This window comes from Adlercreutzia sp. CNCM I-6216 (assembly GCF_977113345.1).
In genome coordinates this window covers 1-12646 of sequence record NZ_CDSBIE010000022.1, presented here as the reverse complement: position 1 = coordinate 12646, position 12646 = coordinate 1, and the positions used below count along the sequence as shown (strand labels likewise).

At 56.3% G+C, this 12646-nt stretch carries 7 protein-coding genes and 1 pseudogene; 1 reads left to right on the top strand and 7 read right to left on the bottom strand.

The features are described 5' to 3' along the window. Positions 1–133: 133 nt before the first annotated feature. From ACYVRU_RS11910 to ACYVRU_RS11895, 4 genes and pseudogenes are all read right to left on the bottom strand, one after another. Complete coding sequence (locus ACYVRU_RS11910) at positions 134–919, bottom strand: ParA family protein (RefSeq protein ID WP_139912827.1); 786 nt, start codon at positions 917–919, stop codon at positions 134–136. Positions 920–1265: 346 nt separating this feature from the next. Beyond that, positions 1266–1529 (bottom strand): site-specific integrase, encoded by a 264-nt coding sequence (locus ACYVRU_RS11905; RefSeq protein WP_461186200.1) that lies wholly within the window; start codon positions 1527–1529, stop codon positions 1266–1268. A gap of 40 nt (positions 1530–1569) precedes the next feature. Continuing rightward, positions 1570–1893: pseudogene (locus ACYVRU_RS11900) on the bottom strand (transposase); the annotation flags it as partial. Between the two features lie 365 nt (positions 1894–2258). Further along, positions 2259–3992 (bottom strand): hypothetical protein, encoded by a 1734-nt coding sequence (locus tag ACYVRU_RS11895; RefSeq protein ID WP_461186199.1) that lies wholly within the window; start codon positions 3990–3992, stop codon positions 2259–2261. Positions 3993–4315: 323 nt separating this feature from the next. On the opposite strand from ACYVRU_RS11895, the gene ACYVRU_RS11890 reads away from it, so the two are divergent. Further along, positions 4316–10744, top strand: coding sequence for a chitobiase/beta-hexosaminidase C-terminal domain-containing protein (locus ACYVRU_RS11890; protein WP_461186198.1), 6429 nt, complete (start codon positions 4316–4318; stop codon positions 10742–10744). A 232-nt stretch (positions 10745–10976) separates the two neighbouring features. Here ACYVRU_RS11890 and ACYVRU_RS11885 read toward each other — a convergent pair whose 3' ends face one another. The 3 genes from ACYVRU_RS11885 to ACYVRU_RS11875 are packed head-to-tail and all read right to left on the bottom strand — an operon-like array spanning position 10977 to position 12353. Next, positions 10977–11642, bottom strand: a complete 666-nt coding sequence (locus ACYVRU_RS11885) for a hypothetical protein (protein WP_461186197.1) — start codon at positions 11640–11642, stop codon at positions 10977–10979. A gap of 56 nt (positions 11643–11698) precedes the next feature. Continuing rightward, positions 11699–11992 carry a hypothetical protein gene (locus ACYVRU_RS11880; RefSeq protein ID WP_461186196.1) on the bottom strand — a complete coding sequence of 98 codons (294 nt, stop codon included), beginning with the start codon at positions 11990–11992 and terminating at the stop codon, positions 11699–11701. A 13-nt stretch (positions 11993–12005) separates the two neighbouring features. Then, the gene (locus tag ACYVRU_RS11875; RefSeq protein ID WP_461186195.1) at positions 12006–12353 is read right to left on the bottom strand and encodes a hypothetical protein; all 348 of its coding nucleotides are present in this window, start codon (positions 12351–12353) and stop codon (positions 12006–12008) included. Positions 12354–12646 lie beyond the last annotated feature (293 nt).

Here is a 12646-nt window from a genome sequence, read left to right as displayed (position 1 = left end):
AAAGGGATGGTTGGGGAATGGGACGATCGAGGCAACAGGCAGTAGCTGGATGACGCTGCTTCCCTTCGAGTCCCGCTCGACCTGCGAGGTGAAGAGCTCATCTACCGACGGAAGGCTTATGTTCACTTTCTTCTTAGCCATTGCAGATCACCTCATCGGCAAGGCCGGTGAAGGCTGATGCGACTTTGCCGCGTTTGTCGTAAGCGAAGATGCTTACGCCGACGGCAGGCGTCTCTGCAGCCGATACGGCCCGAGGGATGATGGACTCAAATACGCGATAGGTATTGCCGTATTGACTACGAATGGTCTGTTCCACCTCGCGAGCAAGGTTGTTTCTGGTGTCGAAGAGCGTGATCAGTATCCCCTCGACCTCAAGAGAGGGGTTGATCTGCCGCTTGACCCTTTTGATGGTCTTCATCAGCTCGGTCATCGCCGAAGCTGGCAGGAATTCTGCTGATACGGGGATGAGCACGCTGTCGGATGCTACGAACGCATTGATAGGCAAGATGCCGAGCGTCGGTGCGCAATCGATAAGGACGTAATCGTAGCTATCTTTTATGTTGGAAAGCCAGGTTTTGAGAATCTGCTCACGTGACATCGCCATGAAGATGCTCATCTCCATGCTCGCAAGATCGATGTTCGCAGGCATGAGGTCGATGCCCTCTTTGTGGCTGAGGATCCCTTCATCGGCCTGCAGGTCTATGCCCTCAATCACCGCCTGGATGTGATTGGCAACGGTGACCTCTAAAGAGTCGGGGTTTGCCCAGCCGAGCGATTTGGTCAGATCGCCTTGAGGATCCGTATCCACCAGCAATACGCGCTTGTCGAGCTTTGCCAAGGCGATGCCGAGACTGAGCGTTGTGGCGGTCTTTCCCGTCCCTCCCTTTTGATTTGCCACCGCTATTGTTTTGCACGTCATGGTGCACCTCCACTCCTGTGGCATGAGCCACGTCGTGGAGGTCAGACAACCCATTCAATAAATGTGCGAATGAGCCGTACGTTTCGCAAATACTGGAAGCGTACTGGAAAATTCGGGGTTGCAGAAATCGAGAAGGAAATCGAAGACGTTCAGAGGTTTCGCAAAAGCATGTTCTGAACTGGGGATTTAGCGTATGCGCGTTTCACCTGTTTCGTGAAGCTTCACCATAATGCCAGCTTGGGAAGCTGAAATTCTACCATTGAATCACGCCCGCATTGGCAAATCATTATACCGCTACCACTCCACGTCCCACCGGTCGTTTCAACGAAACCCCATGAGTCTCAGCTTAAACAGCAGCGCGCAGGAAGCTCATATACCGAGATCCGATTCCAATGCCCGTGTTCGGTACATAACCAGCATAGAGATCAAGGGTGTAAGCTGAGCTTGCGTGGCCCATCAACACAGAGACCGTCTTGATGTTCTCGCCGTTCGCGAGGTTCAAAGCGACGAATGTATGCCTGAGCGCATAAGGCTTTATGCCTTCGAAGCCAGCCGATTCGATGTCGATCCAGGCCTTGACCTCGCCTGCCGTGTAAGCAGCGATCGGCACCGACCTTCGCCCGGCATCAGACTTGGGATAGCTCTTTGTCGCCGCAGGTCACCATCTCGGACACGGCCGCTATCACCGCGCGGTCCACGCGCGAGTAGCGCACGAGAAGGTCCTCTGGGAAGTAGCTGCCGCGTCTGAGCTTGGGGATGCGCAGGTTGATGACGCCGACGCTGGTGACGAGCGTGCGCTCGCGATAGCCGTTACGCTGGTTGCCGTCAGTGCATGCATCCTCTGCCTGGGCGTCCATGATCTCGTTGACGAGAGCCTCGGCCATGATGCGGATGAGCTCTTGGATGTTGACCATCCCGTCATCGAATCGAGGAATCTCGGTCGCTGTCGGCAGCCCATGCTCTACACTTTCCATTAGGTCATCGCCTTTCTCTTGAATCCATCAATCTCGACAATTGAAGATTCTAGGCGATGGCTGTTTCCTGTCTCTCAAGCGAAACGGCTCTTACACCAACATTAGGGACACGATCATAGCAGTGGGCAATGAAAATGCGGCGGACGAGTGCCCAGTTATTCCGGCAAATCGCTGGGAGGACATCGTCGACCTCGTGCAAGCTTCCGGGCTTTCCGATTACCAGGCTCCTGATCCTGATGAAATAGACGCAAGCAATAGCAAGATTGAGGCCATATGGCGAAAGGACGATAGCCTCATAGTCGATGAATATAATGGCAGCCCTGCCAGCAATTTGCGCGATTTGCTTCAGACAACAGCGGCAGAGGCTATTTCTCGACCACAGGCGGAATGAACTCCTCTATCGCACGTCTTAGTTTTGGGTGGTGTATGATGAAGTGCATTGATGGTGCAAGCTCTTTCGACACCATAGCCCACCTGCCTTCGTGAATGCTGATCTGTAGGTTCCTGAACGTCTGCGAAGAAGTTTTCTCTACCTGATATCGAGGATGATCCGCTGCGAAACGGTCGGTATCCTCCATGTGCGCAAGGTACTGCTCGTACGTGTATGCGACGCTCTTCTCGCAGAAGGCGTTCGAAAGGTCGAGGTTCAACGGATAGGCCTCGAACTCCTCTCTGGTAAGCAGCGGTATCTTGACATGGATCTGGCTAGTCTCAAGAATATGCACGACGCGTCGACGAGCCGAAGAGGCGGCATCGGCGATGCCGGCAGCCTCTTCTCCATCGAATCCAGACCTTGCAAGCATCTCCATCAGAAGGGACGCATCGATGGTGTAGAGCGGCAGCGAAGAGAGGATGCTCTTGCGCTTCCCGATTGCTTCTGATTCGACCTGTAAAAAAGCGTTGAACTCGTTCTTGTTGTCGATGCTGTAGATATCCATCAAGGGTCGCGCAGCGCTCAGCAGCTCCTGGGCCCGCGCCGTATAGTACCCCAACTCCTTCCTCGATTTGGTCAAATAGTATCTTCCCTCGGCATGGTGGCCCGCAATGGCCTCACCGTAAAGGGCAGCGGCTCCGGATACCTTCAGGAGGTGCAGAAACACGCTGTTCGACGGCTCCTTGAGATAGAACGGGGAGACCTGGCCCGTCATGTACATGGGGATCCAGCTCTCAAGTCCCAGCATCATATCCTCGAAGGACCGGTTCAGGTCATGGATCTGATTGAGATGAAGCCCCTTTTTCAGCATCATGGCCATGCCGAACATCCACTTCTTCGGAAACTCGGGGTCTTTGGCCATCTCGGCCATGGGCATGTCGCTGTACATGATCACAGGCTCGGTTGATTTTGAGAGTACGGTAGCCTTCAGGAAATCAAGCTCGCTTTCCATCATCTGATCCAGGCCGAAGTACGTCTTCGAGTTGGGTATCTGGAATGGCGCAGAAGGAACTTTCAGCTCGTCGAAGTGGATGGCTTTGATGTAGTCGTTCAGGTCGAACTCGTCGAGTTTGAATAGGAAATCCGACACGGGATGGTTTCTGTGGTCGCGATCGCCGAACAGCCACGACATCAGCCTTTCGTACCGCACGGAGCTGTCCGCAAGCTCGTCTTCTGCGCAGCCGAGCAGATGCGCCAGCGCGGCTCTGCCGCGAACGGAATCCCATTCGCGCGCCACGTATTCCGCAACGGACGATGCGAACTTCTCGGGATCCGATGGGCGACGCGAGCCGTTGCGAAACCGGAACACCGTCGAGGCATCGTAGTTTATGTGACGGCAGAGTCTGCCAATGCCCACATCGAGCGTTGCGAGGAGGAGGTCGAAGTTCCCAAGGAGTCGATCGGCATCGCGAGAGCGCAGATCGGACGTTTGCATGAATTGCCCGCGCACGGACTCCGCGGTGATGCCGGCAAGCCGCTTCCGCTCTGCCAGCTCGGTGATCGCAGAACAGAGATTCTCAAAGGCATCGGATTCCGCATCGGGAACCCTCGACCCCGTACGATATCGGCTCAGAGTGGCGGTGGATATTCCCGACAGCTCGCTCACCTCTTTCGCCATGCAGTCGAGCTGTTCGATATACGCATTCAGTTGTTCGTGAAACTTCATTTCGCGCTTTCTCGTTGTTTGCAGGTTTTAATAACTATGGTACTCAGGAAATGCGCCCTTAAGCGTGCGATTACCATTTTGGCAATTGCCGAACCTGGCAACTCTGTTGTTTCTCGTTTTCTAGTTTCAGAGAATGAACGGGATCCCCCATCAAGAGAAAGACAGAAAACGCCATGCTTAGAAAACACAAGACAGCAACATCGCCCTTTGCGAAAGCTTGCGCCATAATTCTCTCTCTCGCTTTGGTTGTAACCATGTGCCCAATTGTTGGCTTCGCGGAAGATTCAGGTCAGACGGACACAGGCATAGTTGGAAATACCCAGGTGGAGCAGCTCTCTGCGAGTGATTCGCACGTTGATGCGCCCAACGATGCCATTTCGATTTCCAGCAACCTTTCGCTTGGCGATGCTGTCGACAATGCTGCCGGTGATGCTGTAGACGGTATCGTGTCCGACGACGCGTCCGTTTCCGACGACGAGGTATCGGATGAGGATGCTTCGGATGGGCTCGTTGTCTCTTCAGCTGATACGGATTCGGTAGACGATGCCGAAGATGCTCAGTCAGCCACAGAAGCGTCCACGGAACCAGGCCCCAACCCGTTCAAGAGCGGCGTGGATGCACAAAACCTTGCCTCGCTGGACAACTACGAATGCGAGAGCTATCCCGAACTGGACAAATCGCTTTTGTGGAAGACGTCCGTTTCCTGCTCCGGCAAGAAGATGTGGAGGGGGACGCTCGTGCAGGACAACGGCTATTGGAACGAGCCGGGATGGACCTTCGAATGCGGATGGGAGGCACCGAACCCGCTGCATGACGCCGAGATGTACGCCTATCTGGACAAGGGCCTCACGGACACGGCCGACGGGCAAGCCCGCGACGTGGTCAAACTTTACGGAGACGGCGGCCTTACGTCAGTGGATATAGCGGCCGTGCTGGACGGAAGCTACGACGTCTACATCCCTGTGGGAGCGTTCAATTACCAACATCTTCAAAGCATCACGTTCCCCAGCTTCGTGAAGGAGATCGAGACCCATGCCTTCAGCGAAGACTATCTGAACGACTATCTCACGAGCATCACCTTCGAGACGGATGCCAAGGGCGATGGGATACAGCGCATCTGCGACGGCGCATTCTCCAATTGCGAGGGCCTCGCCTCGCAAGATCTGATCGTGCTTCCTGCATCGCTTCAGTACCTCGGCGACGCATTCGACTCATGCGGTGCGGTAACGCTTCGCATCGACAACCCGGACGTACGTCTGGCCCATGACGATGACTACGAAGGCAACGTGTATGCGCCCTGCGATGCCGGGTCCACCGTCTATGCCTACAAGAAGCGCACGGACGGAACGGAATCCGACCCTTGGAAGCTCTCGCAAAACGAAGGCAACGGGATCAACTGGGTCTGGCTCGATGATAATGCGAACGCCGTGAACGTTGCTGGCACGATCAAGCTTCCCGAAGACGTTTCGGCAGCCGACGTGAAGGTGAGCGTGCAGCAGGGCGCCTTTGTCCACAACGCCAACGTGGAGAACGACGGAAACTTCACGGTGCAAGGCGTAATGTCTGCCACGGAAACGCTCGTCACCATTGAGATTCCGGGATATTGCACAAAAGAGCTGCTGCGCACCGCCGGCCAGATGACGGGCGATTGGAACATCGGCACGATAACGGGCTTCGCGAAGTTGCCATCCCAGCGGGCCTATCCCATAAGCCTGAGCTATAAGACGGGTGGCGTGGATGCCGACGGCAATCCCGAATATGCGCCCATATCCGATTGGGACAGCCTGTCGTTCACGCTCACGCGCAATGGCGCAGAGCTTGCGTCTGGAGGCAACTTGGCAGGCGAGGGAGCCACCGACGACTACCTGATCCAGCGCGGCCAGCTCATCCTGTCCGAATCGCTCGCCAACGACCCTAGCGTCCTTTCCGAGCTTTCCCTCGAAGTGACTCCTGGCGAGTCGCTTGCGCTCTCTGGCGCAACGGCGCTCTTCGACGAAGACGCGGAAGAGTTCTCGGCCGTCCTTCCCCGCTGGGGCAGTGCGGCTATCACACTCAGTCCCGCCTTCGAAGGCGCGAGCCGTGTGCTGGTGTTCGATGGCACTGCAAGCAACGCTCGGTGCATCCAAGATGGTTATGCGAAAGTATATTGGCCCGATGGGCAGAATGACCCTACCTGGCATTTCGACATCGGCCAGCTGAAAGCGGGAGATTACACGGTAGTGGCGTTCAAGCCAGCGTTTGATGTGAACGTCTCCAACCTAGGCGTGATCACGCGGCTTTCGCTTCCTTATGCAAGCGAGACTATGCGCATCGAGGACGAAACCACATGCAAACTTGCCATGGATGTGCCCGACTTTAAGGCAGAGGATGCCCTTGCTGCTATCGGCGTGAAGTCCATTACCGCGAAGGTGCCTCGAAGCACCATCGTCGTCGGCTGCGAAGCAATCTTCCAGATCAGCTATGAGTTCGAACATCCCATGGATGCCACGCTCACGTTCGATATTCCCCAGGGCGACTACAGCTATGCGTCAGCTGCCCTGAGCACCGGCGAAATCCTTGACTGCTCTTCAAGCGCGAATTCTCTCACGGTGAAGATTCCCTCTGGCGCCACGTCCGGGGTGATATCCATCGCGCTAACGCCAACGAAGGAGCAGGTATATTCGATGCCCTTCTCCCTTGCGACTGGAGGGAACACGGTGCCTGCAGGCAATCTGTCGTTCGCATCCTTAGGGACAAGCGTGAACGTGCCAACCGGCTATGTGGGTCAGCAGGGCAACGAAGCCGCGGTCTATGCGGAACCGAACTCAACGGTGCAGCTCTCCGTTGGCGGCCAGAACGTCGGCACACCGGCCACCACGAACAGCTATGGCAAGGCTACCATAGAGTTCGACCTTCCGGAAAGCATCACGGATTCGCTCCTTTATGGAGACCGCGTGAAGCTGGATGCAACGGCCCGGACCGAAGGCGGGACCACCTTCTCCGCATATGCGGACTGCACCTACCGGTCTTCGGCGCAGATCTGGTCGTTCAAGGTGACGAACGAGGGGCAGACACAGCGTCGCATCATCGATGGCGAGGAAAGCGACAAATGCCTGACCGTCCATCACCAGCTTGCCAAGAAGTCGTGCGCTTACTGGACGTTCGACGTCACCGTGAAGAATGCCGGCAACGAGATCAACGCTGGCAACACCCTATTGATGTATGCGGTCATGCAGGACGACAGGACGGTTGCCATTCCGCTTACCAAGAAGTCGAGCGACGGGGAATACACGCGTTTCGTCGGCGAGTATGTGGACGAGGCCTATCTGCAGCTGCTCGCGGCTCATCCCGACACGACCTTCGGCATCTCCGAACTGGACGGGCAGGATCTCTTCATTCCGCAGACCTACGCATTCAACAGCTTCGCGCTGGCCTACGCGTCGAACTTGGACGACGAGGACTTCAAGAAGCGCATCAAGGAACGCGCCGAGCAAGAGGCCAAGGATAGGTATGCTTTCTTGGAGACTTTGTTCGGGAATGTGTCGCTGGATGATGCTGAGCTGAGCGAAACCATGAGCGGGGTCGACGAATCCCTGCAACTGTTCAAAGAAGAGATAGAGCGGCGCGTCCGAGAGGGAGACCTCACCGAAGAGGAGGCACAGGCATCTTTGGCAGAGATAGAGGCGCTGCTCCCAGATTTCCAATACCCTACCGCCCTCCTTGCGCCGACGGATGACACCTGGACCGCCACGATCGATGTCCCCTATTTCACGGGAGAAGACCCGGATATCGGTGAGTACTCGATTCCGACTGATGCGCAAATAGAGCAGTGGTATGCGGGTGAGGACGAGGCAACTATCCGAGACGTGAAGGCCTTCTTCCGTACGATGAAGAACTCCATAGACACCAACTATGCGAGCGCCAAGCTGACGAACCGCGCCATCAGGAACAACCTTGATGCCATGGGCGAAGGCACAGGCGTGGGCAAGGTGAGCACATCAGGTTCCCCACAAGCCCTGCAGGACAGGTGCCTTGAGGGCAAGGTAGGCGATATCCTCAAGATCACAGATGGCGACAGCACGAAGGGTGATCTGGTCCAGACCATGCAAGACGGTCGGTTTGAAGCCAAGCTCTTTGTCACCGATTCGCAGAAGAACGGTGCTGATGGCAAGGTGGAAGGCATCTATTCGGGCTATTCGTGTGTGGTTACCGAAAGCGCGCCTGCAGGTGCCGCGGATCCGCAGGCCAAGAAGCAGAGCACCTACAAGGTCGATTTCTCCAAACATAAGGAGACCGACGACCATATGCGCTCTGCCAAGGTGGATGCGCTCAAGACCGTAGGGCTGACCATCCCCGGAGTGGGCATGGACATGGCGAGCGGCTACCTCGAAAAGGGCTCAAAGGGAGTGCTCGACAACGTGCTGCAACGCCGCATTCTCAAGAATGTTCCGCCGGATCAGATCACGCCTCTGATGAAGGCATGGGCGAAGACCCAGATGTGGGCTCAGGAATCCGACGAGGTGGCTCGTACCATCAGCAAGTGCGAGAAGGCTTGCAGTGCAATGGGAGGTCTCGGCGTCATCTTGAACGGCGTGGGAGAGAAGTTCGCCATGGATTCATGGCTCGACACCATGGACGCCATCGGAGTCCTTGAAGCCGACATCGAATCAATCAACCAGTGGATCCTCTACTACAAGAAGCGCAATCCCTGCGACGGCGCTTGCCAGAACTGTCTCAAGGCTCTCTATGCTGAGCGTGATGCGGCCGAAGAATACCTGGAACTCATGCACGCCGAAGACGATCACAACTACTCTGACGTGCTCACTAGCCATTGGAATACGGCGATATCGCTCATGACCTTCGTCGCCTCGAGGGGGAGCGGCTCGGTGGCAAACGCTGCAGGCACCTTTGGCAACGTGACGGGCAAGGCCTCTTTGGCAACCGATGGGCTCTCCACCTCGATCCACCTGATGCGAGCCCACTACCTGGATAAGGCCAAATACGCCTACGATATGGCGGCCGCCTACCGGCAGACCGTGTGCAAGGAGGTTCCAAAGAAAGGCGGAAGCGGGAGCGCTGAAACCAATGGAGGGAGTGGTGCCGAAGATTACAGGAGCACCATCGATTGGAACAAGTTTTACGGGCTCGGATCCAAGGTGATACTCGATCCGTCGGGCATTGTCTATGAGGCGCTGGAAAGCAATCCTGTGGAAGGGGCTGAGGCGTCCATCTGGGTGGCAGATGATGCGAGCGGGCGCAATGCGCGGCCATGGAACGCCTCTGACTACGAGCAGGAGGCAACGCAGACCACAGGCGCAGACGGTGCCTTCCAGTGGGATACCCCAACGGGCTTCTATCAGGTGAGGGTTTCAAAAGGCGGCTATGCCAGTGCCAAGACGGACTGGCTCTCGGTGCCCCCCATCCGGACCGGGCTGAAGGTGGGGCTGAAATCGACGCAGGCGCCGAGCGTTGCGAATGCGCATGCCTATGCCGATTACATCGAGCTCGAGTTCAGCCAATACATGAAAGCTGCCGAAGGGATTGGGACAAGTGCTTCTATAGATGGCGAAAATACGCGTCTTGAATGGGTCGATCCGACAGATGCGAGCGACGCCGATGGAGGAGGAGCGCTCTCGAAGGTTCTGCGCATCTATCCGCAAGAGGATCTGGCTGAAGGTTCTAACATCTTGCTGGAGCTGAACGGCGCGAAGAGCTATACGGGGCGCGCTCTGGGTGATCTGTTCAGGAAGTGGTCTCAGACGCTTGCCGTTGAGAAGCGCCCAGCGCAGCTCGTTGCGAACTATGAGAATGCGATCGTCTTGCAAAGCGATGCTGCCGAGCCTGTGCAAGTGGTGGCATATGTGCGCTACGCGGACGGGACGCCCGTCGCGAACCAGCCAGTGACGGCGCGGGTGAACGCTCCCAGCATTGCAGCGATCGATGGCGTGAGTGTTGCAGATGCTTCCGACACCTCGAGCTCTTCTGCCACAGAGGGCATAACGGACTCTCAAGGGAAGACGTCATTTGCGCTGAAAGGTGACCTTCCTGGCATGACAGCGCTCACTCTTTCGGCAACTGGTACATCGCTTTCTAAAGAACTTGTGGTGCGTACTACTTCGGATGCGGCGCAGCCCGCGCGCCCCACGGCGAGCATCGGTGAAGCCACCTTCGGCGCGCTGTCTCCGAAGGAGAACAACGTGACGGTCGTAAAGGGATCGAAGCTTACTTTATCGACCACCACCGAAGGCGCGACGATCTACTACACCACTGATGATACCTGCCCCTGCGATGCGAACGGGACACGGCATGTCTACACCGGGCCGATCGAGGTGACGAGTAATACGAAGTACCGTATTGCGGCGTACAAGGCGAGCATGCCGTTCGATGAATACAGCGAAAGGTTGAACCTTGCCGTGCAGGTGAGCGACGAAGGACGCGATCCGTCAGGTGACGGCGAGCAGGGAGGCGGAGACAATGGCGGGACCAATCAGGGCAATAGCGGAAGCATGAACGGCGGCCAAGGGAATAACGGTGGTTCGGATGTACCTGAGCTATCAGGAGGCAACCAGAAAGCCAATTCAGGTCAGACAGATAACGCGAGCTCCGTCACTGACGCTGATAAGCCTGCTAGCTCTTTAGGCTTTTTGGCGGAAACAAGTGACAGCTTAGGCTTGCCTGCGCGTATTGCGCTGATTCTCTTTTGCGCTTCTGCTATAGGACTGGCTTCTTTGCTGCTCTATGTTCGTCGCAAAAGACTCAATGGTCGTAGATAAATACGTAAAAGAGATTGGGCGTCAATAGGCTGTGTGGGTTAGCGGTATCCATGCAGCCTATTGAATATAAAAGATGCGCAACGCGAAATGACGCCTACTGACAGAATATGTTTCATGCTCTGCAGACATCTAAGCAACTGTGGCTGATAAACGGACAAATCCAGTCATCTAGACTCGATAGTACTGTTCGTTAGTATCGTCGAACTGATTCTTGGTGTGTCCCGCTGAATCCCTACTCCCAATGACCGCCCACAACCTTGGTCTCCCAATGACCTTCTTCCTTATGGCTTACCGTGTTGTAGCCGGTGATTTTCTGACGCACCTCACTGTGATGCCCTGACCCTTCACCGGCTTTCATATGCTCTTTCGCATGAGCGGAGGTGTTGCCGGTGATGTCGGTTCCGCAGATGTTGCAGATGGAGACCTCAACCGTGCTATAGATGGGAACGCTCTCAGTCCAAGCCTCTCTGTCAACGACCCAGGCGCGCTCCGTTTCCTCCACCCATGTCTTCTGTGAGGCGCTTTGGGACGGAGCTGTGGAATTGCCTTTTGGCTCGACCGCAGATCCTTGATGTAGCGAATCCTCGGCAGAACCCTGGGAATATGCTGCTTCACCCTGGGCTGCTGCTTCATCGCTGGGCGTGCCCTCGGCCTTTTCCGTCCCTGTGCCGTCATACGCCTCTTGGCCAATAGGATCTGTTCCGGCTTCCGGCAAGTCAACGTCCTCGACCACGCCGCCAGCCGCATCGGCGACTGCCTGGTTCGCGCCTATTCCCCCAACGCTGGCGATGCCTGAGCAGGACACGAGTCCGATGCCCAGAACAAGCGCCGATACGATTACAGCACAGGTTATCGCGAGCTTCACCTTTTTGCTCACAGCCATCTCTCTGATATTCATCTGTCTCACCTTCCTACATGAAGCGGAATACCGCTTTGATAAGCCAACACACGAAGCTACCAACCAACTTCATTTACATCTCCCCAATCCATTTCGCTCTCTTTGTCGCTTTTGGCTTGTACCTTCGCATGCGCCCTCACGCATGCAGCAACCGTCTCCCTATCCACACCCGGAATGTCCGGCGATTCTTCTCCGCCTATAGCCTGCATGTACTCATAGAGCTCTGCTATCCGAGCATGCAGCCCGGCAGATGATGTCCCCGTGCATTCGTATGCAGCCTCGTCAAAACTCTGGAGATCTATCAGGTGGCCGAGAACCCGCTTGATGATCGCCTCGCCATCGACCACCACGAGCTCAACATGCTCAAGCTCCTTGGCCGAGGAAAGGAGGAAGCGCCATCCTTTCGTCCGCCTTGCGACTGGAATCGCGCTGCATAAAGCCTTTCTCCGTTGCGTACGAGCGCGCCTCGACCGGCCTCCTGTAGCCCTCGCTGTCCTCGTTTCCACGACGCTGCAGGGTCGAGAGCCTCCGCTCGAAATCGTCCAGGTTTCTCACGTTGAACTTCGCGCATGCTTCCAGCACGGCGGAGAGCCTTGAGAAGTCGGCGAGGTCGTTCAGCGCAACGGCGTTTGCGGCCCTCTGGCGGATCTGAGTGGCGGGGCGGGCTTCGGGGATGTACGACCCTTGGCGCTCGAAGCGGTTGCGCAGCATCTGCTTCCCGTAGGTGAAGCCGAGACGCTCGCCCGACACGCGCTTGGCCGGATCGTCGGCCGACGCGAATATCCAATCGCCGCGGCGCGTCTTCTCGGAGTTGTCCTCAACCGAGATGCGTTCATCTCTGCATCGCTCATGTTCTCCTTGAAGAAGCGCGAGATACTCTTCTTAGGGATCTTGAACTGCTCGATCTGGTTGGGTTTCTCCTCTTCCATGATCGATTGGACAAGGGTTGCCGTTAGGGTCTCTTCTTCCGAATAGCGGCGCATCTTGACGGCTTGGGCATGGGA